Here is a 26,453-nt window from a genome sequence, read left to right on the forward strand (position 1 = left end):
TTGTAGTGGAAATTTCGTTGAAGCACTCCGTGACGTCGCCTCACGTCGTTATTGGTGGGCCTTTTCGGCAGATCGAAGACGAGAATGGGTAGCGTATTTTTATTAGAATTCAAAATAATTATTGAGAATTAATTTTCACCTACTTATGATTTTTAAGGATTCTAATAAGCATTTTTGTTTAGTGATATAAGGAATTCGAGGGAAGTCATGAAAAGCATATTCGCGTTTATTCTGCTCACGTTCTCCAGTCTCACCATGGCGGACACTTGGGATGAGATCAGTAAAGAAGGGAAGATCACGCTTGGTGTCGCTAATGAGCGTCCTTATGGTTATCTCACACCCATGGGGGAGCCCGCCGGTGAGGCCCCGTCTATCGCCATGTATGTTCTGGACAAGCTCGGCGTGGAGGATGTTGAAGTTGTGGTGACGGAATTCGGCTCTTTGATTCCTGGACTGAAAGCCGGTCGTTTTGACGTGATCGCCGCGGGTATGTACGTCAATCCCAAAAGATGCAAGCAGGTATTGTTCTCCAATCCCACTTACACCATTGGCGAAGGCTTTCTGGTGCTGGATGGCAATCCCAAAGGGTTGCATGGCTACGGTGATGTGAAAGATGCGGATGAAGTAAAAATGGGCGTTATGGCTGGCGCAGTGGAATTCGGCTACGCAAAAAAATTCGGCGTACCGCTGGATCGTATTGTGACATTGCCGGACTACCCAGCTGGCGTGGCGGCGCTTAAAGCGGGACGTATTGATGCGTTAGCGGGCACCAGCCTCACCATGGCGCAGTTGGCGCAGAAAGACGAGCGGGTGGAGCTGGCGCAGCCGTTTGATGAGCTGAAAATTGACGGCGAGTCTGTGAAAGGCTATGGCGCATTCGGTTTCCGCAAAGGAGATGAGTCTCTGCGCGATAACTTCAACCGGGTGCTGGACGGATTCCTGGGCACGGAGCAGCACGTCAGCATGGTGCAGGAGTATGGCTTCGGTAAGCATACTCTGCCGGGAGACGTCACTACTCAGGAGCTGTGTAACTAAGACCTCATCTCATGGAACTGAGCGAACTGACGCCCATTTTGCTACAGGGCGCCTGGATCACCCTGAAAATTCTTTGTTTATCGTTGCCTGTCGCCGCTGCACTGGCGTTTATGGCTGGGCTGGCGCGACTCTTCGCGCCATCGCCTTTGCGACAGATTGCGCGCGTCTACATTGAGTTTTTTCGCGGCACCTCCGCATTGATTCAGCTGTATTGGATATATTTTGTGCTGCCGTTTTTCGGCTTGAGTCTCGATGCTATGACAGCGAGTGTGATTGCGCTGGGTCTGAATATCGGCGCGTACGGAGCGGAAGTGGTGAGAGGCTCCGTGCTGGCTGTGCCCAAAGGGCAGTACGAAGCGGCGGTGGCGTTGAATTTTACCGCCTGGACCAGGCTTTGGCGCATCATTCTGCCGCAATCCCTGGTCAATATGATTCCGCCTTTTGGCAATCTCGCCATTGAGTTGATGAAGGCGACGTCGCTGGTCTCTCTGATCACCATCGGCGACCTCACCTACAAAGCCAAAACGCTGGCGGACGCGACCCTTCAGGTCGGTGAAATATTCGGTTTGGTGCTGCTGATCTATTTTGTCATTGCACAAGTGATGGCGTACCTGTTCCGCTTGTTGGAGGCGCGCTTGGGCCGTGGCATGGATAGAGGAGGGCTGCGTTCGTGATTGAGCTGAATTGGGACTGGGACTTTACCTGGGAAGTTCTGCCGGATCTATTGAACGCGGCTCAAATCACGCTGTCCGCGACGCTGTTGGGCAGTCTGCTGGCGATTGCTGTCGGTCTGATACTGTCTTTGCTGCGCCGTAGCGCTTTGCGCTGGGTCAGCTGGCCGACCTATTGGGTGGTGGAGTTCATCCGCAGCACCCCACTGCTGGTGCAGATCTTTTTTCTTTACTACGTCATGCCCGAGTTCGGCGTCAGTATGTCGCCAATGACCACCGGCGTGCTGGCGCTTGGCGCGCATTACGGGGCCTATCTTTCCGAGGTGTTTCGCAGCGGCATCGATGGTGTGGAGAAAGGGCAGTGGGAGGCTGCGAGGGCGCTTAATCTGTCTCAACTCGCCACCTATCGTGACGTTATTTTGCCGCAGGCGTTGCGCGCCATGATTCCGGCGACGGGCAATTACATCATCGCGATGTTTAAGGAAACGCCGCAGCTATCCGCCATAACCCTGTTGGAAATGCTGCAGACGGCGAAGATTCTGGGCTCTGAAAACTTTCGTTATCTGGAGCCGTTCACACTGGTCGGCCTGCTCTATCTGGCGTTCAGTATTGTCGCAGCCCTTGGCGTGCATCAGGTTGAGCGCCGCTTTCCGAAAGAAGGATTCAGTCTGAGATGACTTCCCCCATCATTGAGTTTAAGAACGTAAAAAAACAGTTCGGCGAACTGGCGCTGTTTGATAACTTCAATTTCTCCGTCGCTGAAGGGGAGATCGTTTCCATAATCGGTTCCAGCGGCTCCGGGAAAAGCACCTTATTGCGCATCCTGATGACGCTTGAGGGTATCGACGGCGGCGTGGTCAATGTGAAAGGCGAGCCGCTATGGCATATGCCTAAAGGCGATCGACTCGTACCGGCGGATAAAAAGCACCTGCGCAAGATGCGTAATCATATGGGAATGGTGTTTCAGCACTTTAATCTGTTCCCCCACATGACGGTGCGCCGCAATATCACTGAAGCCCCCATGCGGGTGAAAGGCAAGTCGCGGCAGGAAGCTGAACGGGAAGCCATGGACTTGCTGGCGCTGGTTGGGTTGCAAGATAAGGCGGATAGTTATCCCGCCCAGTTATCCGGTGGGCAGAAACAGAGGGTCGGCATCGCCCGCGCTCTGGCTATGCGACCGGAAATTCTGTTGCTGGACGAAATAACGTCAGCGCTTGATCCAGAGTTAGTGGATGAGGTCTTGGACGTCATTCGTAGCCTCGCCAAAGAACACAGTTTCACCATGCTGCTGGTGACTCATGAAATGTATTTCGCCCGGGAGATCAGCGACCGCGTCTGCTTTTTCGATCAGGGCCGGATTCTGGAGGAAGGTCCTCCTGACAAGATTTTCGTAGCGCCGGAAAAGGAGCGCACCCAGGCGTTTCTGAACGCTTTCATCAGCGCCTGATATCCTTCAGAATGTGGCCCAGACAAGGTCGAGAATGTTTCTGAAGGGACCTTCTCGAAAATAGCGCTTTGTGTTTCTTTTGCCTGAGTTTCTGGAAGTAAGCGAGGAGTAGGTATGTCTGACACATTGATTCCGGATGTGGTTTTTAACGATAACAACAGCCAGCGCACCCCCTGCGTATTGGTGCTGGACGGCTCCAGCTCCATGTTTGGCGAGCCGATCAGACAGCTCAATGAAGGACTGAAGCTGTTGGAGCAGGCTTTGAAAGAAGACGCCAGCACCGCGATGCGCGTGCAGCTTTTGGTGATCCGCGCAGGCAACCATGATCAGGCGGAAATATTGACGGACTGGGTGGATGCGATGGACTTTAACGCCCCCGAAGTTTTCGCCAACGGCACGACGCCGCTGGGCGCCGCCATGAATCTGGCGCTGGATAAAATCGAAGATCAGAAAGCCGCGTATGACGCCAACGGAATTTCCTCCACTCGTCCCTGGATTATCCTCATCAGCGATGGCGCTCCCACAGACTTCGACTGGGAATCGGTCGCTGACCGCTGCCGCCATGCAGAGCAGAATCGTAAAGTCGTGATTTTCCCCATTGGTGTGGAAGGCGCAACCTTCGAGACGCTCAATCAGTTTTCCAACAAAGGCGCTAAGAAACTGAAGGGGCTGCAGTTCCGTGAACTCTTTGTCTGGCTGAGCCGTAGCATGGCCAGCGTGTCGGTGTCGTCCCCAGGCGAGAAAGTACAGCTGCCTGCGACAGACTGGTCTGAAGTCGAAGTTTAATCCTCTATGACAAGCAGTTATCCCGAGTCCGCCTGGAAAGTGGTCGCCGCCAGCGTTACTGGTCCGCATCATATCCGGGACGGGCTTCCCTGTCAGGATGCGTTCAGTTGGCGCGTCGCCGGCCGTCTACTTGTCGCGGCGGTCAGTGACGGCGCCGGCTCCGCCGCGTTATCGGAGCACGGTAGCCGGATGCTGAGCCAGTATGTCGTGGACGCTTTCGCAAACCAGCTTGCGCCGAAATGGGATGAACCCAGCGTTCGACGAATTGCGGAGCAGGCCATTGACGCCTGTCGCAACGCCTTGCTGCAAAACTACCCTGACGCCCGGATGGCGGACTTTCACGCTACCCTGGCCGCCGCCGTTATCGGCGACAATGGCGGTTTTGTTCTGCAAATTGGGGATGGCATGGCGGCGGCTGTAAAGCAACGGCAATGGGCGCCTTGCCTGCTTTGCCTGCCGGAAAATGGCGACTATGCGGAAGAAACCTTCTTTTTCACTCAGGATGGCTGGCGCCGGCATCTGCGTATAACCCCTGTACCTGCTGATTACGATGAGTTGGTGCTGGTGACTGACGGCGCATACAGCTTTACCGCCAAACCCGCTGCGAACGGACTGGACCAGGGCTTTATCGCTCCAGTCTGCGCTTTTCTGGAGCAAAACGACGAAGAGCGGGGTGTCGCTGCGCTCAGGCAGATTCTCGATCACGCCAACGCCCGTCGTATTTCCGGTGACGATAAGACGCTGTTATGGGCCAGACGCAAACGCTGATTGAGGTGGGCGGCGGAGCCGTCCGCCTGTTGGATAAACCTCTGGGGCAGGGTGCGGACGCGGCGATATACCGTGTTGACGGACGTTCTGATCTGGTCGCCAAAATCTATCACAAACCAGAGCAGGACCCAGGGCGGCGCGCTAAACTGGAGGCCATGCTGGCGAACTCGCCGGAGCTGTCTCATATCGAGCACGACGGCCATCGCTTTGTGCAAATCGCCTGGCCGCTGTCCATTCTGACGGATGGGCGAGGAAACCTGAAAGGCTATCTGATGCCTTTCGTCGATCTGTCACGAGCCGTTTCGCTGGAGATGCTGCTGAACCGTAAGACGCGACAGTTCAGCAAGTTGCCTGAGCATTACGGTTATCGCTTGTCCGCCGCCAAGAATATGGCGGCGCTGATCGCAGCGCTGCATCGCAAGCGCCACCATGTTATCGACATGAAGCCGGTAAACATCAATGTTTATCGGGAGACTTTCTTTACCGCTTTGCTGGATTGCGACGGCTTCAGTATTCAAGGCGCCGGCAAGCGTTTCACGGCGCACCAGTACACGCCTGACTACATCGCCCCGGAAGCCATTAAGGGGCGCCAGGGGCCGGACCAACTCGGCGAAGAGCAGGACCGTTTTGCGCTGGCGGTCATTCTGTTTCAACTGCTCAATCAAGGCGTGCACCCATTTCAGGGGACCCCCAAAGGCGGCGCCAATTTACCCACGACCAATCACGAACGTATTGGTGCGGGTTTGTATGCTTATGGCATACAGGAGCATCCCCGGATTGCGCCTTCCCCCTGGAGTATTCACCAGGCTTTGGACACACGCACGCAACAGTTGTTTGAAAACGCCTTCACCAAACCTCCCTACGCCAGACCCTCCGCACAGGAGTGGAGCGACCACCTGCATTGGCTACTGGCGGCGGATGACTCCCCTTTGCAGCCCTGTCCGAATAACAAGGAGCACTTGAGCTTCGGCAATGGCTGTCCGTTCTGTACCGTTGAACAAAAGGCCGCGAATACTGTAAAGCGTAACACCAAGAGGGCCACTGCGTCTCAGCAGTCCGGAAAGGGGTGGGGGCGCCGCGCAACGACGCACACGCAACCTCAGCACGGGCCACTGCTTCAACCCGCCGCGCAGCCTATTGTCATGCCGCGCAAGGTTAAGTGGGGACTGATCACGGCCTTGTCAGTGGTGGTTATCCCGCTTCTGTTATCAGCGATTTTGAATCCGGTCATTGCTTCCTGGCGATGGCCTGGCTTTACGGAGGCGGCGCTTGATATGGGCTGGCCCGTCTGTGACAGTGACCGGGACTACAATTTGTTATCCCAGGCGCTACTCTCGAAAGAAAAGGAGCATATCCAACTGGCTTTGCAACATATCAAGGGCGCTAGTTGTTTAGGCGATGTCGCCGTCAATTACGCCTCTGGGTGGCTTGGTTCAGACGTGGATGATGACAGGCTATGGATGCTGCTGGAGAAACTGTCTTCTGCATCGCAGTCATATGAAAGATGGATGTCATTGGATACAGCTGCCCGGCAGAACTATAGTGGCGCTTATACCTCTTACTACCACGATCCGCTGGGATATATCGAGACGGCCGCCAGGGAACGTCTATCAAACCTGCCTTATAGTCCTGAAGTGAGGGATAGTTGGCGACAGCGCCTGAGAAGCGTGAGCGAAGACCATGGTCGGCGAGCATTAGGCGATGACTCGCCAGGGGATGAGTTAGCGCCGACCTATGCGCACGGCAGAGCTGTTGTGAATGGGATAGAAGAATCGGTTTTAGAACCTCTGTGGAAGTGGACGGCTGAGCATGACCTTGAGGGCTTGATGGAGATATTGCCCGAGCGGGCTCTCGTTGACTTGAAGAAAGTAGAGTGGATTATCGCTGCGGTAGCGGAAAAAAACGTAGATAAGCTGGCGGACCTTCTTCAGCGTCCGGCCATCGCCTTTAATGATAGTGACTATGCCGGTGAGGACAAGTTGGCGCGTGACCAGAGCATCGCCGCCAGCACGCTGCGAGTGTCAGACCTGTCTACGCTTCCCGAGGCGGTTAAAACTTTGTCTTTGAACTGCGCCCAGTTGTATCACGCCTTCAGTGTTTTGGGAGAGGGCGACATGAACTTTATGTCTCCCCGCAGAGTGCCTACGCCCTACTACAATCCCTTGATTGCAAGGAATGCTTCATCGTCGGAAGTTCCTTTGAAAAGTGGAGGAATGGCGTATCTGGTGCGGCAACCTGAGCTGGCTTGTGCGTTGTCGGCGGTAGCCGACGGGGATAGAGGGGACGGGGTGAGTCTGAAGGCGGTGGCGGTCTTTTTGACCAGGGCTGAAGCCGCAGAGCCAGGGATAAAGCAAAAAGTGCTTTGGGATATGGCGCGAAACATGCCCCGCTGGGAGGACGATAACGGGCTAAGGCTTTACAAATCCCGTGACAATACCGAAAGACTAGTGGCTTGGCTGGTGGAAGAGCAAACTGCCGCTGAGTGGGTGGATAAAGATGGCGAGACACTGGCGCATTACCTGGTGAACTGGGTGTCGCCGGAGTTGGTGCAACGCCTGCCGAGTCTGGGGGCGTCGACTTCACTGCGTAATAGTCGCAATTTAACTTTGAAAGAAGCTTATCAGCGCCGCCTGACCGCAAAAGGGGGGGCGTCGAACCATGAGAAAGCTGCGCTGGAGGCGTTGGGTCGCCGCAGTCCTGCGGAGAAGCTTGATGACTACTTTTTTGGAAGCGAGAGCGATACATGATGGCGTTTTCCAGGGGAAGCCCGCCCATCGCTAAAAAGCCTGTCGCGTGGATACTGATCGCGGGAGTGACGATTTCCATTCTGTTGCTTTCCCGCCAGGCCAAAGCAGAGACCGAGAGGTCGAAGGCGGAAGCGCTATATGCGGCGGACAAGTTGCAGTGGGATCAGGTAGTGGACACAGCATGGCCGGAGATGATGAAAAACGCCAAGCACACTCGCTATCCGGCGCAAGGTGTTAATCCTGATCAATACACGGATGAAAATACGCAGGCGTACGGGGGCTTCTCCTATCTCAATTTTCTGGCCCGGGACGGCATGTATGACGCGCTTTTGGATGCGCTTCGCGCTGGCGTGAAGTTTCCCCGTGGCGATAACTATGACGCCATGTACACGGCAGTGATTGAATCCAAAAAGCACGAAAACCCCTATCTCACTATGGCGTTGGTGTCCTCCATCGATCAGTGGAATATCGCCCATCGACTGGCGGCTCGCAACAAAGACAAAGAGCTGCGCGCACTGGATAAGAACCTGTTGATGGCGCGGACGGAGTTTGGCCGCAACGCACTGATGCTGGCGATTCTTTATCAGAATAAAGAGGCGGTGGAGTATCTGAGCTCCTTTAAAGCATTGCTGAACCAGAAGGACGACTTTGGGTGGAGCCCGATGATGTATGCGGTTTACACGGAGAACATGCCGATACTGGAGCTGTTGTTGGGTTTGCCTGAGCCCCCGAATGTTAACTTGGAGTCCTATACCTGTGTAGGCCCACTCAAACTACGCATCGCCATAATTGGTAGCCGGATGATCAGACGAGCCATGTCTGGCGACGGAAGTCATGAAGACCGGAAGAATATGCTACAGGAGGATGCTATCTACTCGCGGCTGAAGGCGCTCTCTGATAAACAACGGGAGGACCGCTGCAAGTACTATTTAATGGACAGGCCCTACCACAACTGGCTGTTATAGATAGTCTGCAAGTAGGCCGTACCTATGTATTGGACTCACACTGCCGTTGCAGAGAAATAGAAGGAAGCTATTTGTCCGCCTGATTAATAACGGCATATCTGGGATGGGCGCCAGGTAACCGATTGAAAATCATTGACTAAATGTATTGTTGATATGCGTTGGAGTGTAGGGGAATTGTCTTGTTTTTATAAGACGAAAACCTGGAGCCGCCGACTTCATCTATAGCCTTTACCCGCCAAGCTTCGTAAACTTTGCCGAAATTTGGATTCGGCTGACTTTTTCTAATGACCTTTCGTATTCTTCATACCTCGGACTGGCACCTTGGCCAGCATTTTTTCGGTAAAACGCGGGCGGACGAGCATGCCATGTTTTTCAACTGGCTGTTGGAGCAAGTCCAGGTGCATGAGGTGGATGCTTTAATCGTCGCGGGCGATATTTTCGACACGGGAGCGCCGCCCAGTTACGCGAGGGAGTTGTACAACCGCTTTGTCGTGGAATTGCAGCGGACTGACTGCCAATTGGTGCTGCTGGCGGGTAATCACGATTCTGTCGCCACGTTGAATGAGTCCAAAGATCTGCTGGCCTGCCTGAATGTGCATGTCGTGGCGGGGATGCCGGATACACCGGAAAACAATGTGCTGCTTTTGAATGACCGCAATGAAGAGCCGGGAGCCATTCTTTGTGCGGTTCCCTTTCTGCGGCAGCGTGACCTTACCACCAGCAAGGCGGGGCAGGACGGTGTTGAGAAACAGCAGGCGCTGCAGCAGGCGATTGCCGATTACTATGCGCGCCTGTTTCAGTTGGCGCAGGCGCGTCGCGAGGAATTCGGCGAGGCGCTGCCTATTATCGCTACTGGACATTTGACGACGGTTGGCGCGGAGGTCTCTGAGTCAGTACGGGATATCTACATTGGCGCGTTGGACGCGTTTCCCTCCGGCGGATTCCCTCCTGTGGATTACATTGCTTTGGGTCATATTCACCGCTCGCAAAAAGTGGGCGGCCAGGAGCATATTCGTTATAGCGGCTCGCCGATTCCTTTGAGCTTTGATGAAGCAGAGCAAACCAAGTCGGTGTTAATGGTGGAGTTTGAAGATGGGCGTTTGCAACAGGTGACTCCGCTGGAGACCCCTTGCTTTCAGCCTATGCAGGTGATTCGCGGCGATTTGAAATCGATAGAGGAACAATTGGGCTCCATTGTCGCTCCCAACTCGCAACTCTCGCTGTTCAGTAATGCGGATAAAGTCTGGGTCGACATCGAGGTGGCGGCGACTCAGGACTATCTCGATGATTTACAGCGTCGTATTCAGGAAATGGTGGGCGCTTTACCGGTGGAAGTGCTTTTGGTGCGGCGTGAGCGCAAGAATAAAGGGCTTAGGCTGGAGCGGCTGGAGAAAGAAACCTTGGCGGAGTTGACGGTGGAAGAAGTGTTCGAGCGTCGGCTCGCGCAGGAAGTCTGGGATGGCGACGAGGCGGAACAGCGCCGATCACGTCTAATGGGGATGTTCCGGCAGGTAGAGAATGATGTGCTTGCCGGCGGCGTGGACACAGAATCCGAGCTTGAAGCCAGAGTAGAAGCATCTGCGGCAGGAGACGAAGCATGAGAATTCTGAGTCTTCGCCTCAAGAACCTGAACTCTCTCAAAGGCGAGTGGAAAATAGATTTCAGAGCGGACCCCTTCCATAGTAACGGGTTGTTCGCCATTACCGGTCCTACCGGCGCTGGCAAGACGACATTGCTCGACGCCATTTGTCTGGCGCTGTACCACCAGACGCCACGTCTCAACGTCTCGCCGACGAACAATGAGATCATGACCCGGCATACGGCGGAATGCCTGGCGGAAGTGGAGTTTGAAGTCAAAGGCGAGGCCTATCGCGCCTTTTGGAGCCAGCGACGAGCGCGAAATCTGGCGGAAGGCCGGTTTCAGCCCCCTCAAGTGGAGTTGGCCACGGCGGACGGTAAGATCCTGGCGGATAAAGTGAAGGATAAGCTTACGCTGACTGCTGAGCTGACAGGCCTGGATTTCGCCAGATTCACCAAGTCCATGTTGCTGGCCCAGGGCGGCTTTGCGGCGTTTCTTAACGCCCCTGCGAATGAGCGGGCTGAATTGCTGGAAGAACTGACCGGTACTGAGATCTACGGCAAGATTTCCGCGCGCGTATTTGAGCGCCAGCGTGATGCGAAGGGGGAACTGGAGCGGCTGCGCGCTAAGGCTGAAGGTCAGGATCTGCTCAGCGACGAAGAGCTGACGGCTTATTATGAAGAGGCGGCGGGGCTCGAAACCAGGGAAAAGACTGAAGTCGAGCGCTTAGAGTCTTTGCGGGCGCAGAAACAGTGGCTGGATCGGTTAACCCAGGCGCAGCAGTCTTTTAAGGAGGCTGAGCGGCGATTGACCGAGGCGACGGCGCGGCTGGAGCAGGAGAAGTCCGACCTGGGGCGTTTGGCGCTGAGCGAACCGGCTGAGAAACTGCGGCCCTTCTATAAAGACTTCCAGCAGGCGCATGACGCATACGCGCAAACGGAGAGGCATATCAAGTCGTTGACGGAAAGCCTTCAGTTGGCCAGAGAAGAACTGGAGAACAAATCCGAGGGGCTCGCCCAAGCGAAAAAAGCATTGATGCAGCTGCAGACGCAGCGGGAGGAGCTGGAAAGTCTGGTTGCAGACAAAATCGTGCCGTTGGATCAAGCTCTGGAGCAGCTGAATACCCTGATGCGACAACAGCAGGAAGCGGTCGCCGAGGCGGTGCGCCGTCGGAATGAGTCGGGGGAGCAGGAAAAAGCGCTGTCTGATCAGCTGAAAGCGTTGCGGAATACCATTCAGGAAGCAAACGAATACCTTGAGAATCGACGCTCACATAAGCTCTTGCCAGAGAATCTCCCGCTATGGCGAGAACGTTTGGCGCAGCGGAAGAAAGCCAGAAGCGACCTGACAAAACTGGACGAATCCATTGGCGCGCGCCAGGCTGAACAGAGAAGACAGGAAGCGGAGTCCGGGCGTTTGCAAGAGGCTCAGACGGCGGCGCTTCATGTGCTGGAAGAGCACCGAAAGGCGGTCGCCGTCACCCAACAGACGATTCTCAGCGTCTTGTCTGGGGAAACCGACGTGGACTTGCGAGAACGCTTGGCGTCGATGCAGGAAAGCCGTACAGATCGCTTCCGACTGGGGCGTCTGGCGGACGATTATGGCAAACGGCGACAGGAACAGACTGAACTTAATGCGCAACTCAGTCAGCGCGAGAGCGAGTTGGCGCAAGGGAAGCAGTCACTGGCGCTGATGCGTAAGCAATATAAAGCGGAGAAGGCGCACCTGGATGACCTGGATCAACTGTTACAGAAAGAACGTCAGATCGCCTCACTCAGCGAGCATCGCGCCCGCCTGAGTCCCGGTGAGCCCTGTCCCCTGTGCGGCTCTCATGAGCACCCCGGTATCGCCGCCTATGAGGCGCAGCGGGAGTCCGACACGGAAAAACGTCTGCAAGAGAAACGCAAGCAGCTACAGGAATTGGAAGAGAAAGGCAAAAAGCTGAACGAAGCAGCAGCCCGGTTATCCAGTGAGTTGGAAATAGGTGTAACGACGCGCGGCAAGCTGGACCAGGATATGGCGGCGCTAAAGGACGAGTGGGCGCAATTGTGTAAGGCGTTCGGCGTTACTCTGGCGATCGATGCGCCTGCGGGGGCGCAAAACGCCGTTGATGTTTATCTGCAGAAAGAAGAAGCCAAAGAAAATGCCCTCATGGAGCGTGTGAGGTCGTTGGAGCAAACGGAGAAACAACTGCAGCAAACTAAAGAGTCCGCTACCGCTGCTGAACAGGAACTTGCAGAGATCCGCACAAAGCTGGAGCTGCAACAGCGTGACCTGCAGAATCTCAGCAACGAGATAGAGATGCGTCAAGGGCAGCAGGCGGAGCAGGCAGCAGCCCTGACGGCTTTGGAGCAAGGGCTAACCGAGGCGTTCGCCAACATGGGGTACGCTATGCCGTTGGATGATCAGCAGGACGAATGGCTGCAGGCCCGTAGTACTGAAGCGCAGGAATACCAAGCCTGTCAGGAACGGTTGGAACAAGGTGTGAAGCAAGCCGGGGATCTGGAGCGTCAGCTTGAACATGCGGCGGAGAAAACTGCGGACATCGCCCAGACCTTAAACAACTTGCAGGAAAATATGACGCAGACGGAAGCGACGTTGGCGGAGAAAAAAGCGCAGCGTCAGGCGCTCTTCGGCGACAAGTCGCCGCTGGACGAGCGCAAGCGCATGCAAGAGCAATTGGCGGCGGCGGAAAAGCGTTGGGCGACATTGCAGGAAGATAAAGAAAGGGCGGATACGGCGTTACAGCAACACTTGGGGCGCGAGGAGGTATTGAAGACGCAATTGGGCTCCCAGCGCGCACTGTTATCCGATGCGGAGCGTTTATGGAGCGAGGCGCTCGCCGCCAGCCGATTTGCGGATCAAGCCGCCTTTGAACAGGCGTTGATCAATGAAGAAGAGCGCCAGGCGCTGGCGGTATTGAAGCAGGAGCTGGATCAACAGAAGGATCGGGCTGCGACTCTCAAGCAGCGCGCGGAAGCTGAAGTGAATGAGCTGATGGCGGCGCCGGCGACTGCGCTAAAAGAGCCTGAATTGCTGGAGCAGCTGCAAACAGTCGCCGACGGCCTGAAAGGCGTCAGTCAGAAACAGGGGGAAATCAGGCAGCTATTGCAAAGCGATCAGACCAGACGTATGAGTCGTCAAAAGTTGTTGGTTGATATTGAGGCGCAGCAGCAGCGTTATGACGATTGGGCCTACCTGAGCAGCCTGATTGGCGCGGCGGACGGCGCCAAGTTCCGTCGTTATGCGCAAGGCCTGACTCTGGACCACCTGGTGTATCTCGCCAATCAACACTTAAGTCGCTTACACGGCCGTTATGAGCTGGAGCGTCGAGAAGGCGAAGCACTTGAACTGCAAGTGGTGGACACCTGGCAGGCGGATACTGTCAGGGACACCAAAACTCTGTCTGGCGGGGAAAGCTTTCTGGTGAGCCTGGCGTTAGCGTTGGCCTTGTCTGATTTAGTCAGTCACAAGACCAGCATTGACTCTCTGTTTCTGGACGAGGGCTTTGGTACGCTGGACAGCGAAACCTTGGAAGTGGCGCTGGATGCATTGGACTGCTTGAACGCCAGCGGCAAGATGATCGGCGTTATCAGCCATGTGGAGGCGATGAAGGAGCGTATTTCCGTGCAAATCAAAGTGAAGAAAATGAGCGGGCTAGGCGTCAGCCGGCTGGATAGCCGATATTGCCTGGAAAGCGCTATGTAGAGCGCGAATTGGAAAAGTGAAGGCAATAAAAAAACCGAGGCGTTCGCCTCGGTTTTTTTGTCCGCTTAGAGCAGGATATGCACTTTGCGGGGGTCGCTCTCGAGTCCGAAGAAGTTGGTGATTTTCTTCTCACCATCTTGCACTAATTCACGGACTTCAGAGGCTGATAATTCTTCCGGGATATTACGAGGCATCAACTCCCGTAACTCTCCGCCGAATGCGTAAAAAAACAGCTCAAGTCCGCTTGGGTGAATGGCGTTTCTTTGGCTGCTATTGATTATCCAGTCCACAATACTAACCGTATATATTTCTATGTATTCGAGAGTAGTCTAAAGAATCAGTCGGTTAGCGGTCTGTAGTGGATTCTCTGTAAGCATTATTGCTTAAGGCTGAAAGTGTGGGGGGAAGCCTGGGCGAACTCGCGGCCCGCCCTTGAAAACAAGGCGTTTCAGCTGTTGCAGCGCTTGAGTGCGGGAATCGCTTTACGCATATCCTGTAAGCTGAATTCCTGGTGGGAAAGCGATGACTTTTGTTCCCCTAACACCAAATACACATGCAACATTTTGCTTTTCTCAAGCTGGCCTGAGATATCTGACAAGACGAGGCTGCGGGTGGGGTAGTCTTGCTGAGAAAAAGACATCAATCTGGATTGATCCAGACGCAAACCCACCCCCCGCTTTTTCAGGAAAATATCCGATGAGGCGTAAACGACAAAGCGGCCGGGCTCCAGGGATAACCAGATTTGAGACGTATGGTCGCCGATCTCTACTTGACGGGTTGGAGTGCTGAGACGGCAGCTGTCCGGGTGCTCGCCATCCCAGTTGCGCTCTAGGGTCCAGATGCCGAATGTGCCGACGTTCTGACTCAATGCGGCTGTTGTGGAGGAACGTTCGATAGAAGCGGGCTGAGCTTTGACTTCCACTACTTTTAATGTGCCGGCTTCTTCAGCTGTAATTGCTTCACTTGGCTCGACTCCCTTCACTTCCATGCTCACAGGCCGAGGTTTCGGGTCTTCCGCTATCGCAAGCGTTGCATGTGGAGGCGTCTGCTGCATGCTGGACGCTTCTGTAGAGGGGCGCGAGAGCGCAGGGGCGGTTGTTGTCTCAGTAACGACAGCGTGCGTCTCTTCTTCTTGTGATGCGGCTTGTGTAACCCCCTCATGTGCGGATTTGGGCGTCAGTGGCGCCGCTTCATCTCCAGCTACAGATGGATCGTCAATGATGACCTTCGGTGGAGCGCCAGACGTTTCAAGCCTGTCAACTTGGGCAGCGCCTTCCGGTGCGGAGACCGTTTCAATCTGGATCTGAGAGGTAGTCTCGCGTGAGGCGATATGCGTTTCTGTTTGACTGATTTCCTCCTGTTGAGCGGGAGGCTCTGCGTCTCGCCACCAAGGAGTCGCGCACCCTTGCAGGCTAATGACCAGGCTGGCGAAAAAGCTGAAACGAAGCGTACGGTGAAAACGACGGGAGAACTGCGACTTTATTATTGTTAGTGGCATGGCTGTTACCCTGACATAGGCGTTGCTGAATCGACATGACAGCTGTTGACTTGGCAGGCTAGCACTTAATATCAGGGCAAACTGATAAACAGTCCTCGAAAACAACGGGCTACTCTCATAGCGCCGACAAGCCGCGCCATCAAAAAGCGCCGATGAGGGCTGAAGCGTAGATGCTTCCAGGCGCAGGTCTGATTCTTTGCAAACTGGCGGTAATGGTCCACTCTTAATGAAAGCGCCTTATCTATAGTTAATTATGAATCTCGCAACTGTAATGAAGTTCTTACGCGGCTTCATTGTCGTCTGGCTATTGGTCTTATCCTGGCTATGTCATGCTGGCGTCCAGCCTGTTGGGCGTTGGGCCGACACTGACTACTTTCTGTTTATCTCTCCCTCTCCTGCGACAAATATTTTCTGGGGCAAGACCGGGGCTTTCGCGAAAGAAGTCGCGAAAGACTTAGATGTCGAGCTGGAGGTCATGTATGGGGATGATCAACGCTTTTCTGTACTGAAAATGGGAATGGAAGCGCTGCAGCGTCCCAAACCGCCAAGGGCTATTATTGTCGGATATTTTGTTTCCATTACGGAAAGGCTTCTGCAGGAAGCCAATGCACGAGGCGTCAGCATATTTTTGGTCAACACCAGTGTGCCTGAGCGTGATCGCGTTTTAGTGGGGCAGCCGCGTTCTGAGAAATTTCCCAATTGGCTGGGACATATGTACCCCGATGATGAAGAAGTGGGCTATCTGGTGGCGAAGGAGTTGTTGCGTCAGGCGAGGATGAAATGGCCGCGTAAGAACAGCTTTGATTTGCTTGCCTTCAGCGGCGGCATGGATTCCACTGCGGCTTTGGACCGCAACGCCGGTCTGCAACGGTTTCTGGCGGAATATGAGAACAAGGTAAGCCTGAAACAACTGGTTTACGCCAACTGGTTTTGGGACGAGGTCACCGCCCGTGCTCCGAAAATGCTGGAGCGTTACCCTTCGGTGGACCTGATCTGGGCCGCCAGTGATTTGATGGCGCTGGCGGCCCGCTCTGTGGCGCCTGAGCCGGAGCGCCTGATTGGCGGTGTGGACTGGTCAAATGAAGGGTTACAGGGGGTAAAGGACGGGCGTTTGTCCCACAGTGTCGGCGGACACTTTGTCGAAGCAGGCTGGGCGGTCGTCCTTCTCTATGATTATTTCAACGGCGTTGATTTCGCGGATCATCTGGGCGTTAACATTCGCACGCATCTGGCTCTGGCGACGGGGGCCAACGTCGATAAGGCCATCGATGTCGTCACGGAAGCCCATTGGGCGAAAGAAGACTTTCGTCGTTTTTCTCTATCTCTGCGTCCAGAGAATAAGGGGTATCACTTTCATGACTTCTTTACTGACTAGTCAGTCGCCAATTAACTCCACTTTGATTAAGACGCTTTGATCGTCTGAGCTGTGGCTGCGGGTGGAGTAAGTTAGGCCGCTATCAGTTCGGTGGCTGGTTTGGGAGGCTCCACCCAGCTCCACCCACTCTCCGAGTTGCACGACCCGAAGAGTATCCAGCGAGGAGGTGTTGATGCGGCGCTGTTGGATATCATCCCGTTCATTGCTCTTTGAGCTGACTTTTAACTCAACCCGGCTCTGTCCGGTCAGGCGGGGTTCTACATAGACGCCGCTGCTCAGGTCCATATACTCCACGCTCTCAACCAGGCGGCCATTAATGCGCTGGGTCGTTCTGACCGGCTGCTTTTGCCCGGTATTGATAAAAGCGGAAGAGCCTTCCACGACGGTAAGCGTTTGTTGTCCCCCTCCTCGTGTGGAGTACACTTTCTTGCCCGCTTCGAGTCGCGCTGAACCCCCGTTGTTACTGACGGAGCCGGATACGCCCCAGCCGCTGTTTTCCCCTAACCGGTTACGGTCGTGGCTGACGGTAATTAGAAATTGCCGCTGCGGCGTATCTAACTGCATCACCAAGTCTTGGATTTCCGCAATTACCGAGTCGTCGGCCCGAATCAGCAACTGGTTGCGGTGACCACTGATATGGGCCTGATCCTCGGGGTACAGTTCCCGAACCTGACGCGCCATGTCCTCCGCTGTTCGGTGTTGCAGTGTGATCGTTTCCAGGCGCTGGGCCTGTGTCATGAAACTCAGGCCCAGAGCTAACAGCAATGTTATGGCGCGTAGCATGTCCATACTCCCTCAATCGATTCTGGCCTGACCACGAAAAGTGGGAGGCGTTCTAGCTGAGGATAATGGACGTCGCCGAGGAGTTAAAGAGTGGGCGCTGCACTCGCGCCGGATTCTTGCTTGAGTCGCTCGCCAAAGTTTTTCAATGCTTTCAGGCGAGCCTGGCGTCTGGTTTCGCTCCTTTCGGAGTACATCAACGGTTTGGCTTGAGACGCCTTGCCGAAAGCGCGGGCGAAAGCGTAGAGATAGCCGTTGCGAACATCCACCAGTGAGCCTTCCAGACGTACGTCTGAGGTGGTGTGATGCGCCGGGACCACCCACATGCCGACCAGCGTGATGTTGAGAATACTTAGTGGGTTGGCGTACTCCTCCTCACTGCTGTTGATGTCGAAAGCGAGCCAGGCGTCCGCCTGAAAGCGCGCAGCCTCCATGCGCTGCTCTTCAAGCTGGCAGTTGTCATACTGATAGCAATGTTTGCGCGTCGATTCCGGCGCGACAAACAATTCGGACACCAAACCATTTTGTTTTAAAAATGGCTTCCATGACTCGATTTCCTCAATTTCCTCCTGGCTCCATGGATTTTCATTGGCGGGCTGCGGTACGTACAGCCGCAATGGAAGCTCGGCTTGTGGCTTCAGGGCGTCGATTTCTTTAACCGAGTCCGCCCGTGCGTACTCTTTAGGCTGTCCAGATTCGGCGGACATCCCTTCCATCGCCGCGCGATTGAAGTGGGGAGAGGTGGCGCAGCCACTGAGGTAAAGAAGGGTGATCGTGGCTATAACAAATTTTTTCATTATCGGTTCCTCGTGCTGATTGCGGCAGTGGCGGCGCTTGACGCAGCCTTTGATTCCCGGTCAGCATAGCGACTTGAAAAGAGACCTAAAAAACCAGTTTTACATCCAAAACTGGTCTTGACATTTTTGGAAGTGGGTGTGCCTACAACTTTTAATAAAATTCATCGCCTGAAGCGTCTTTGGACATGGGAAGCTTTTGTGGCCCAGTATGAGGCTGGTCCGGATATCAAAACGCTGAAGGCGAACTATCTTCATCCCCACCATAAACCCAATAAAAATACAGTGGACATAATCAACGCTTTGCATGAAAGGGAGTTTCCCAACCCTTTTCCAGCGGCGTTGGAAGGCATGTTCGATCTGTACGAGGACTTGCATCGTCGTAATGGCGACCTGTCGCAGGCGGAGAACATCGGACGGCTGGAGCTTTTCCTGCGTCATGAACTGAGTATTACAGGACGCGAACCAGTGGGACGCGCGCGTTTGTTATGGTTGCTGGGAGATATGTTGTTTGACCGTTGCCTTGGCGCGCGTAAACGTAATCAAGATCAGCGTATGCTGGCGTATCGAGAAGAGGCGATTCAGGCATACCAGTCCGCCCTGGATATTCTTGAGCAGGCGCAACTCGCCAATTTAGTCATTCGTTATAAGTTGTGGCAGAACATTCTCGCCTGCTATCTCAATGCGTCGAAACGTCGGGGCGTGTGGACGCAAGACCCAGAAACCTTGAGTTATTTCCATGAATCCTGTTTTCTGTCGCGCACAAAGGAGTTGTTGGCTGAAGAGCCCTTTCAGTGGAGTATCGCCAGAAACGGGCTGCGTTTTGCGTCGCTGTTGCAAAATAAGGAAGAGGCCATTTATTTTTTCGCTTGCCTGCTCAAGGTCAGCGTCAAATTCGCCGACTTTGATTATCAACCCTATCAGGCTCCTGCGATAGGACGCAGTAAGGACTTCATATGGGTGCGGGAAAACGTATTGACGGATGAGCGGGTTCGTAGCCTGATTGATGAGTGCAAGTTAAAAGGAAAAACCAAGTGAAAAAGCTGTTAAGACTGAGAGTGCGTTGGCTGCGACCTGTATTGGTCGCACTGTTGGCGTTGGTGTTGTCATCCTGTGCGTCGCATCATCAGACTGATCCGCAGACTCAGTATCCGGCTTGTGACGGGACGCAAACGGACAAAGAATGCCGCAAAGCGGAAGAACTGTCTGAAGACGACGATATGGGGCGTTTGCGTTGAGCGTCTTTAATCGCTCGATAGGCCGTCCGCTTCTATGAACCCGTCGCTGAAGCGCGCGGAAGCCATTACCGTCCGTATAGCTTGCGCCAGCGCTGCGAGCCGTTTGCGGATGGGCGCTGACGGCGGATAGCTCAGGTAAAACTCCGTCAGTAACGGTGCGCTAAATGACGGAAACAGCTCGATGACTTTTCCTTCTGCGATATCTCGTTCCATAGCGAAGCTGGGCAATATCGCCACCCCCAGATTATTACGTACGCCTTCCGCCAGCGCGAAGGTATTGCCAAGGCGCATGCGCTCCGGCATCGCATCCAGATTGAGATCATTCTGCCTTAATAACTGCCCCCAACTGGCGGCTTTGCCGTTGGCGCGGGTTAGCAGACGGTGATGTTTTAGCTCTGCGAGGGCTGCCGGAAAGCCCCGTCGTTGCAGATACTCTTTACCGGCCACCACCTGTTTTTTGGAAGTTGTCAGCAAGTGATGCGTCAACCCGGCGCCCGTCGCAGGAGAGCGGATTGCGACGTCAAACTGTTGCGCGACAAGATCGATAAGGTCGTCGCTGACGTGCAACTCTATTTTCAGCGCGGGCGCCAGACGTTCCAATTCCGCAATGGCGGCAGGCATAACCAGACTGCCGAAGTCGACGGGGGCAGTGACCTTTAACCTGCCGCTGAGGCTTTCTCCACTCAGACTGTCGAGAGTCGCCTGCAGGCGTTGCTCGCTGACCAGGTACTCATCCACCAGATTCTGCCCGGCATGGGTCAGATGGATGCGACTGCCGGATTGGCGCACGACCAGACAAACCCCGATCTTTTGCTCCAACTGCCGAATCTGGTAGCTCACCGCAGCCTGGGATACGTGCATTTCCTCCGCCGCGCGGGTAAAGCTGCGTGCTCGATAGACCGCCGCGAGAAAGGGAAGATGGGTGATGATGTGATGAGATAAATTCATAAAATGATTTTATTAATTAATAAAAATAAACTCGTTTCACAAATGTTAGACGCTGCCGCAAGCTATCCCAAGTGAAATTTTTCCAACACGCACTGCTGATCCCGTGGTGCGGCGCGTGCGATGTGTTGCGGGACTGATTTGAGTTGAGGGGGGCAATTATGAGAGCGGCGCTGATGGCTCTGTGCGGCTTTTTCTTTTTTACCTGGATGGATTTGAGCATCAAACATTTGTTGGCGATATACCCGCTGCCGCAGGTGATTTTCTTCAACTGCCTGTTTGCTTTGCTGGCGTTATCGGTATGGGTGGCTCCACGCTGGACGTTGTTGAAGACATCGCGGCCGGGCCTGCATTTAGCCCGGGCCGTTATGCTGTTGCTGGTCGACGCCCTGGCGTTTTACAGCTATGGCGCTGCGCCGTTAACGGAGGCGTACAGCCTGATTCTGACTATGCCTGTGTTTGTTGCGGTATTCGCGATGGCGATGAATATGGAGCGCTTCGATACGGGACGTTTCCTGTTGGCGCTGATGGGCTTTGTGGGCGCGTTAGTTGTGCTTTCGCCAAGCTTTGGCGTGGTGAATATGGCTTTATTGCCCGCCTTGGCGAGCGCCATGATTGAAGCGGCGGCGTTCATAATGGTCGCAAAATATAAAAACCAGGAGCACCCTCTGGCGTTCGCCGTCTATGGGTTGAGCCTGATTGTCGTTGTGACCGCATGTTGGCCTGGATGGTCTCTGTTCTCCTTTGATATGACCTCGCTGGCGATCAGTGCGGCGGGCGGAGTGTGCTACGCCTTGGCGACTTTGTTGGTGCTGTCAGCATTTCAGAGCGGATCGCCCAGTACGGTCAGTGCGATGCAGTACTCTCAGTTGGTGTGGGGAATGGCGTTGGCCTACGCGTTCTGGGAGGAAACGCCTGCTGCTTTGGCGTTAATCGGCGCCCTATTGGTTGTGGCGAGCGGTTTGTTGCTGATGCGGCGGGAAATGAGCGCACGGCGCGCCAGGAAGCGCGCGCCGCTCGCGGCGTAAGCGAAGCCTTATGCGGGAAACAGGCTGACGGGCTCGATGGCGACGCTGTTGGTGGCGTCGCTCAGCCAGACCTGTCCATCCTGAATGGTGCATTGCAGATCCATGGCGCGCTGCGCCAAATCCGCCAGTTGTTTGGTCGTCTCTGCGCTGACTTCCATAATTCGCAGGTTATCGAAGCGGGCGAGTTCGTCCTGGTATTTCCGCCACCATAACGGAACGGCTCGACCACCATAGGCGTAGATGATGACTTGCCTGGCGCGACCGCAGGCTTTGCGAATGCGGCTTTCTTCCGGTAGCCCGAGGTCTATCCACAGATCAATTTCGTCGCTCAGGCTTTTTTCCCAGATATCCGGCTCGTCCTGTGTGCTGATGCCTTTGGTGAACTGCAGGCGATCTGATGCGTGCAGCGCGAAAGCGACCAGACGCAGCATCATGCGTTCGTCGGTTTCTGAAGGGTGTCTGGCGACGGTGAGCGTCAGATCCTCGTAATAGTTCCGGTCCATATCTGCAACATGCAGTACGGCTTTATAGATGGTTGCTTTTAACGCCATGGGGTTGCTCCGCTGATTACGGCGGGGATTATACATCTGCGGCGATCACAGTGAGAGACTCGATTACTCCGGGTTGAGGTATTTCTGATGGATCGCCTGGATTTCTCCCTTATCCCACAGCGTTTGCAGCGCGCGCCTGAGACTGTCTACGGTTGCTTCCGGCGTCTCCAGGCTGCAGGCCATGTAAAGGTTGTAGGAAATATCGTCCAGCGTCAGCACTTTCTCTACATCTGCTGGAGTGAAGCCTTCTTGCTTCAACATAACGGGAAGACTGAATTCGCTGAAAGGAATCAGGTCAATGCGCTTGGCGAACAGCATGCGAAGGTTGAGCTCGTCTTCCGGCATCAGCACAATATTCTTGCCGACCTCGAAGCCCTGCTTAACCAGATAATCCTGCTTGATATCCTGATACTCACCGCCAACGACATAGCGTTTGGCGTCTTCCAGGCTGCCAACATTGATATCCGACCGACTTTTCAGCTTGTAGAGATTGACCCGAAACGGCGCAATCTCTCCCACCCACTTAAACAGCGGCTCTCGTTCGGTGGAGCGGGCGATGGAGTAGATCAGCGTGTTGGGCTCAGTCTGAGCGAGTTTATAAGCCCGCGCCCAGGGATAAACGCGAAACGAAGACACACCGACGCCAGACTTCGCCAACACGGCTTTCACCACTTCCGTCGCCATACCTCCGATTTCGCCATTGTCTTCAAAGGAATAGGGGGGGAAGTCGGTGGTCACGACCTTGATGTCTGCAGCAGGCAGAATAGTGGGGCCTATGACAAGCATAAATACCAACATTTTTGTTTTGAATCGGGAAAAAATATATTTCTTAACGCTCATTTTAACCGTCCAAAGTAGACGTATGTAATCCTTTGTTATTGCAAGTTTAGTGCATATGTACGGTTTGTTTGTAGGTATTGCAATAAAAGCGATGTCTTGCGGCCTATTCGTTATTTTTTTCGTAAAAACTTCGTTTGTGTGCGAAGGGATTTTATTTGAAAAGACGCTTACTTTTGAATTATTGGTTGCGCTAAGGAGAGAACTAAAAATGGCTTCGAATGAGATTGATGATTTATCAAAGAATAATGCAATCGTTGGAACCAACGAATTTGGTGAAGTTTTGCACATAGCTGCTTGGCTTACTGCTAAACAGCTTAGTGAATCCTTCCCGAGTCTAGTGGTTAAGATAATTCAAGCGCCAACAACGGAAAGTAAGGTGACCGATGCTCAAATTAGAAGTTTCCTTTCCAACTTTATTGGTTTTGGCAAGATAAATAGTGGTGGCGAGAAGGGAAGTGAACTAAAGCCTGGTGCTACGACGGAAACCGTTTATAACGCGTTAGAGTGTATGGGGGCGCCATTTATTCGTTCTGAAATTTCAAAAAAGTTTACAAATGTATGCAATAAAGGGGCATTTGATGGGCTTGAAAGTAAGCTCATTAATGAACTTGGAAATAAAAATATAAAAAAAGTACTAGTATGGGTTAGAAATAATCATGAGGGTGGAAGGGGCTTGTCACAGGCGGCATTAGATCAGATAGTTGCTGCAATAAAGGGAATAGGCTTACAACCTGTACTCATTGGAGACAAGCCAACAAAGATGCCTAAATCTGCCTCGAGCTTAATAGAGCTACAGAGACAGGCATACTCACAAGATAACTCATATCTAATGCAAGGGGCTGTATTAAGCGCCTGCAAGCAAGTGGGTGTGATTGCCTCGGTTGGAATGATGAGTGGTGGTATGGACTTTGGCGCTTTTCTGGGCTTGCCGACAGTGAATATAACGAAGTATACAGATAAGTTTTCTAAGGTTTCTGCAAGAATGCAAGCTCTCGCAAATGTTACATATACGAAAAACGTAGGTTTTAATCCTGAGTCTTATAACTCGGGTCACGCAACTAGTACGTTACCTGGTGATGTTATTTCCCAAGTTGTGAAACACTTAAGTTTATGGAAGACAAAAAAGGGTGATCCAAGCTTGTGGTGGGCCTGAAGTCTTGATAGAAAAAGGTGGTAGATAGGCTTTATATTGCCTCATAGTTAAAAGCGCCTTACTCAAGGTGGCGCCTCAACTAAACAAAGCCCCCACACTCTCCCCGGAATGGATTCGGCTGATCGCCTCCGCCATTAAGGAGGCGACGGAGAGTTGGGTGATTTTCTCCAGTTGTTTCTGTTCCGGCAGATAAACCGTATTGGTGACGACCAAAGATGAAATATTCGCTTCACGCAGATTGGTGATGGCGGGACCGCAAAGCACTGGGTGTACGGCGCCGACATGAATGCTGCGTACGCCTGCCTGCTGCAGGGTTTTGACGGTGGACATCAGGGTGCCGCCGGTGGAAATTTCATCTTCGAAGATCACGGCGTCCATGTCCTTTACGTCGCCGACGACGTGCCCTTGTTTGACCTGAGTATCGCTGACGCGTCGCTTATCGATGATCGCCAGAGGAATATTCAGGCGTTCGGAAAAACGTCCCGCCCGTTTTGCTCCACCTGCGTCCGTCGCTACCGCCACCATACGGCTCAGGTCGTAGTTCGCTTTGAAGTAGTCGGCGATCAGCGGGACGGCTGTCAGGTGATCGACGGGAATATTAAAAAAGCCATGCACTTGGTCTGCGTGTAAATCCATGGTCAGCACCCGATTGGCGCCGGCGGTTTGCAGCAAGTCGGCCATCAGCTTCCCGGCGATGGAAATGCGGGGGGCGTCTTTCTTGTCGGAACGAGCGTAAGAGTAATAGGGAATGACTGCGGTGATACGGCGGGCGGAAGCGCTGCGTAAGGCGTCCAGCGTAATCAGCAGTTCCATGATGTGTTCGCTGACCGGCTCCGTGAACGGCTGCACTACAAACACATCCCGCTCGCGCACGTTTTCCTGGATCTGCACAAACAGGTTGTCGTTGGAGAAACGTGAGATTTGCAGTGGGCTAAGCTCTATTCCCAAATGCCCGCATATTTCGTGGGCCAGGGCTGGGTTGGAGTTGCCGGTGAACACTTTCAGGGGATGTTTCATTGCGCCTCTCTCGTTGGGTTCCGCGCTGCATTGATAACCCGTATTACACATCAATTCAAGGGATTGCGCTATTTTATTGGCGCTAACATCCCCCTGCTTATTTGAGGGGGAGGTCTTTATTCCTTATGGACGTCGCGGTACATCAGCATATCCCATAGGCGCTGTTCTTTGGCGTCGTCGAAACCGCAGGTTTTATTCCAGGTTTTGGGGTTCTCATAAGTGCCAAAGAGCATGTCCCACCAGGTAATATCGCCATAGTTATTCTTGTGGCGACCATATTCGTGGTGGATGCGATGCATTTCAGGGCGCTGGAAAAAGTAACCCACCCAGTGCGGCGTTTTGATATTGGTGTGATAAAAAAACTCACCGATCGCAGTGCAGAAGGTATATACCGCGCCTGCGGCGGGGTCCAGACCGAGTAGCGCATAGACCAGCAGACCGCCCAGGATGGAGTTGAAGACCATTTCACCCGGGTGTTTATAAAAGGACGTGATGACTTCAAGGCGCTGGGGACTGTGGTGTATTTGATGGAAGATACGCCATAAAAAGTCGCTTTCATGGCGCCAGCGATGCCACCAATAAAAAATGAAGGTGGCGATGAAGTACGCAAAAAAGCCGCCGGCGATAGGGTTCAGGTGACTCGAAAGATTGAAAACGGAGTAAGCGGACAACCAGATTTCCCAGGTGACGCCCGCCAGCAACACCACCCCCAGTTGAAATGCATTCACTAGTAAGACTCGGAACCACCAAGACTTTACCTGTGGCAGACGCCAACCGGTGTGCACACGTTCCAGAATAAAACAACCGATAAAGATCAAGAAGAGACAAAGCAACATGATGCGATCCTGGCAAGAGTGGTTGGAGTCGTTGGAAGAGTGGCAACCATGCCTGATTGGTCCGCGTTGGCGCTAACCTGAAGGCGCAGGTCGCGCTTTGTAATACGTTGGGTTCTGGCATAAGCTACGGGCAGGATTAGCTGTGCTGGATCGATTATTCTATGTTCGCCCGCAATATTGTTATGTCGTTGTTGCTGCTAGGCCCGGCGTTATGCGCCGGAGAGGAACTTAAACCTTTCGCCAGCGACGGCTGCAGCTTGTTTCCCGATGGCTCATTCATGGAAGAAAATCTTTGGCTTGATTGCTGCTATCGGCATGACTTGGCTTATTGGAGAGGCGGAACCTACGAGGAGCGCGTGCAAGCTGATAAAGCGCTGCAGTTATGTGTCGCTGGCGTTGGAGAGGAAAGCTTGTCTTTCGTGATGGAAGCCGGTGTGCGCGTCGGTGGATCGCCTTACTGGCCGACCGGTTTTCGCTGGGGATATGGCTGGTCTTATCTGAGAGGATACAAGGCGCTTACCGACGAAGAATTGCGCCAGGTCGAAAAGGCGTTGGAGAGGTTGGCTGAGCAATATTAACATGGCAAGGTTCTTGGCATGTTGATAACCCAGCGCATGGATGCGCTTGCGCAGCGGCGGTCCTGATTGATAGTGCTGTGGCGCCAACATAGACCCGTCTTGCCGTCGCGGATA

General features: G+C 53.8%; 25 protein-coding genes. 16 read left to right on the forward strand and 9 right to left on the reverse strand.

Annotated elements, in window-relative coordinates; genetic code table 11:
- Positions 1-207: 207 nt before the first annotated feature.
- The 10 genes from ehuB to AC2IBB_RS05540 all read left to right on the forward strand — a co-directional run bounded on the left by ehuB (position 208) and on the right by AC2IBB_RS05540 (position 13,706).
- Positions 208-1,035 (forward strand): ectoine/hydroxyectoine ABC transporter substrate-binding protein EhuB, encoded by an 828-nt coding sequence (gene ehuB / locus AC2IBB_RS05495; RefSeq protein WP_486331897.1) that lies wholly within the window; start codon positions 208-210, stop codon positions 1,033-1,035.
- 11 nt (positions 1,036-1,046) lie between these two features.
- The gene (ehuC, locus tag AC2IBB_RS05500) at positions 1,047-1,709 is read left to right on the forward strand and encodes an ectoine/hydroxyectoine ABC transporter permease subunit EhuC (protein WP_486331898.1); all 663 of its coding nucleotides are present in this window, start codon (positions 1,047-1,049) and stop codon (positions 1,707-1,709) included.
- Positions 1,706-2,383 carry an ectoine/hydroxyectoine ABC transporter permease subunit EhuD gene (ehuD, locus tag AC2IBB_RS05505; protein ID WP_486331899.1) on the forward strand — a complete coding sequence of 226 codons (678 nt, stop codon included), beginning with the start codon at positions 1,706-1,708 and terminating at the stop codon, positions 2,381-2,383. Before ehuC ends, ehuD begins: the two co-directional genes overlap by 4 nt.
- Positions 2,380-3,153, forward strand: a complete 774-nt coding sequence (ehuA, locus tag AC2IBB_RS05510; RefSeq protein ID WP_486331900.1) for an ectoine/hydroxyectoine ABC transporter ATP-binding protein EhuA — start codon at positions 2,380-2,382, stop codon at positions 3,151-3,153. Before ehuD ends, ehuA begins: the two co-directional genes overlap by 4 nt.
- 114 nt (positions 3,154-3,267) lie before the next feature.
- A complete protein-coding gene (locus AC2IBB_RS05515) occupies positions 3,268-3,939 on the forward strand; it encodes a vWA domain-containing protein (protein WP_486331901.1) in 672 nt (223 codons plus the stop codon).
- A gap of 6 nt (positions 3,940-3,945) precedes the next feature.
- Positions 3,946-4,707, forward strand: a complete 762-nt coding sequence (locus AC2IBB_RS05520; protein WP_486331902.1) for a PP2C family serine/threonine-protein phosphatase — start codon at positions 3,946-3,948, stop codon at positions 4,705-4,707.
- A complete protein-coding gene (locus AC2IBB_RS05525) occupies positions 4,686-7,454 on the forward strand; it encodes a protein kinase domain-containing protein (protein ID WP_486331903.1) in 2,769 nt (922 codons plus the stop codon). The genes AC2IBB_RS05520 and AC2IBB_RS05525 overlap by 22 nt, the downstream gene beginning before the upstream one ends.
- On the forward strand, positions 7,451-8,419 hold the full coding sequence (locus tag AC2IBB_RS05530; RefSeq protein ID WP_486331904.1) for an ankyrin repeat domain-containing protein: 969 nt from the start codon (positions 7,451-7,453) through the stop codon (positions 8,417-8,419). Before AC2IBB_RS05525 ends, AC2IBB_RS05530 begins: the two co-directional genes overlap by 4 nt.
- Before the next feature lie 284 nt (positions 8,420-8,703).
- Entirely contained in the window at positions 8,704-10,020 is a 1,317-nt protein-coding gene (gene sbcD / locus AC2IBB_RS05535) for an exonuclease subunit SbcD (RefSeq protein WP_486331905.1), read from the forward strand.
- Positions 10,017-13,706: an SbcC/MukB-like Walker B domain-containing protein gene (locus AC2IBB_RS05540; RefSeq protein ID WP_486331906.1), complete on the forward strand. Its 3,690-nt coding sequence runs from the start codon at positions 10,017-10,019 to the stop codon at positions 13,704-13,706. The genes sbcD and AC2IBB_RS05540 overlap by 4 nt, the downstream gene beginning before the upstream one ends.
- 65 nt (positions 13,707-13,771) lie before the next feature.
- Here AC2IBB_RS05540 and AC2IBB_RS05545 read toward each other — a convergent pair whose 3' ends face one another.
- A complete protein-coding gene (locus tag AC2IBB_RS05545) occupies positions 13,772-13,996 on the reverse strand; it encodes a hypothetical protein (RefSeq protein ID WP_127968486.1) in 225 nt (74 codons plus the stop codon).
- A 158-nt stretch (positions 13,997-14,154) separates the two neighbouring features.
- A complete protein-coding gene (locus AC2IBB_RS05550; RefSeq protein WP_486331907.1) occupies positions 14,155-15,204 on the reverse strand; it encodes a hypothetical protein in 1,050 nt (349 codons plus the stop codon).
- A 271-nt stretch (positions 15,205-15,475) separates the two neighbouring features.
- Between AC2IBB_RS05550 and AC2IBB_RS05555 the strand changes: the two genes are divergently transcribed.
- Positions 15,476-16,579 carry an ABC transporter substrate-binding protein gene (locus AC2IBB_RS05555; protein ID WP_486331908.1) on the forward strand — a complete coding sequence of 368 codons (1,104 nt, stop codon included), beginning with the start codon at positions 15,476-15,478 and terminating at the stop codon, positions 16,577-16,579.
- On the opposite strand, the gene AC2IBB_RS05560 is transcribed toward AC2IBB_RS05555, so the two are convergent.
- The gene (locus AC2IBB_RS05560; RefSeq protein WP_486331909.1) at positions 16,580-17,362 is read right to left on the reverse strand and encodes a secretin N-terminal domain-containing protein; all 783 of its coding nucleotides are present in this window, start codon (positions 17,360-17,362) and stop codon (positions 16,580-16,582) included. It abuts the gene before it with no gap.
- A gap of 83 nt (positions 17,363-17,445) precedes the next feature.
- Positions 17,446-18,156 carry a hypothetical protein gene (locus AC2IBB_RS05565; protein ID WP_486331910.1) on the reverse strand — a complete coding sequence of 237 codons (711 nt, stop codon included), beginning with the start codon at positions 18,154-18,156 and terminating at the stop codon, positions 17,446-17,448.
- A 138-nt stretch (positions 18,157-18,294) separates the two neighbouring features.
- On the opposite strand from AC2IBB_RS05565, the gene AC2IBB_RS05570 reads away from it, so the two are divergent.
- The gene (locus AC2IBB_RS05570; protein ID WP_486331911.1) at positions 18,295-19,191 is read left to right on the forward strand and encodes a hypothetical protein; all 897 of its coding nucleotides are present in this window, start codon (positions 18,295-18,297) and stop codon (positions 19,189-19,191) included.
- A complete protein-coding gene (locus AC2IBB_RS05575) occupies positions 19,188-19,391 on the forward strand; it encodes a hypothetical protein (RefSeq protein WP_486331912.1) in 204 nt (67 codons plus the stop codon). Before AC2IBB_RS05570 ends, AC2IBB_RS05575 begins: the two co-directional genes overlap by 4 nt.
- 6 nt (positions 19,392-19,397) lie before the next feature.
- Here the strand turns inward: AC2IBB_RS05575 and AC2IBB_RS05580 are convergent, their stop codons facing one another.
- Complete coding sequence (locus AC2IBB_RS05580) at positions 19,398-20,339, reverse strand: LysR family transcriptional regulator (protein ID WP_486331913.1); 942 nt, start codon at positions 20,337-20,339, stop codon at positions 19,398-19,400.
- Between the two features lie 158 nt (positions 20,340-20,497).
- On the opposite strand from AC2IBB_RS05580, the gene AC2IBB_RS05585 reads away from it, so the two are divergent.
- Complete coding sequence (locus AC2IBB_RS05585; RefSeq protein WP_486331914.1) at positions 20,498-21,364, forward strand: DMT family transporter; 867 nt, start codon at positions 20,498-20,500, stop codon at positions 21,362-21,364.
- Positions 21,365-21,372: 8 nt separating this feature from the next.
- On the opposite strand, the gene AC2IBB_RS05590 is transcribed toward AC2IBB_RS05585, so the two are convergent.
- Together AC2IBB_RS05590 and AC2IBB_RS05595 are read right to left on the reverse strand one after the other, a co-directional pair.
- Positions 21,373-21,915: a YaeQ family protein gene (locus tag AC2IBB_RS05590; protein ID WP_486331915.1), complete on the reverse strand. Its 543-nt coding sequence runs from the start codon at positions 21,913-21,915 to the stop codon at positions 21,373-21,375.
- Positions 21,916-21,978: 63 nt separating this feature from the next.
- Positions 21,979-22,701, reverse strand: a complete 723-nt coding sequence (locus tag AC2IBB_RS05595; protein ID WP_486331916.1) for a substrate-binding periplasmic protein — start codon at positions 22,699-22,701, stop codon at positions 21,979-21,981.
- Between the two features lie 109 nt (positions 22,702-22,810).
- Between AC2IBB_RS05595 and AC2IBB_RS05600 the strand changes: the two genes are divergently transcribed.
- Entirely contained in the window at positions 22,811-23,908 is a 1,098-nt protein-coding gene (locus AC2IBB_RS05600; protein WP_486331917.1) for a hypothetical protein, read from the forward strand.
- A 75-nt stretch (positions 23,909-23,983) separates the two neighbouring features.
- Here the strand turns inward: AC2IBB_RS05600 and AC2IBB_RS05605 are convergent, their stop codons facing one another.
- Together AC2IBB_RS05605 and AC2IBB_RS05610 are read right to left on the reverse strand one after the other, a co-directional pair.
- Positions 23,984-24,925, reverse strand: a complete 942-nt coding sequence (locus AC2IBB_RS05605; protein WP_486331918.1) for a ribose-phosphate diphosphokinase — start codon at positions 24,923-24,925, stop codon at positions 23,984-23,986.
- 116 nt (positions 24,926-25,041) lie between these two features.
- Positions 25,042-25,653: a sterol desaturase family protein gene (locus AC2IBB_RS05610; protein WP_486331919.1), complete on the reverse strand. Its 612-nt coding sequence runs from the start codon at positions 25,651-25,653 to the stop codon at positions 25,042-25,044.
- A 269-nt stretch (positions 25,654-25,922) separates the two neighbouring features.
- On the opposite strand from AC2IBB_RS05610, the gene AC2IBB_RS05615 reads away from it, so the two are divergent.
- On the forward strand, positions 25,923-26,339 hold the full coding sequence (locus AC2IBB_RS05615; protein WP_486331920.1) for an FAD-binding oxidoreductase: 417 nt from the start codon (positions 25,923-25,925) through the stop codon (positions 26,337-26,339).
- The last annotated feature ends 114 nt before the right edge of the window (positions 26,340-26,453 follow it).

Source organism: Hahella sp. NS-SX17 (genome assembly GCF_057367735.1).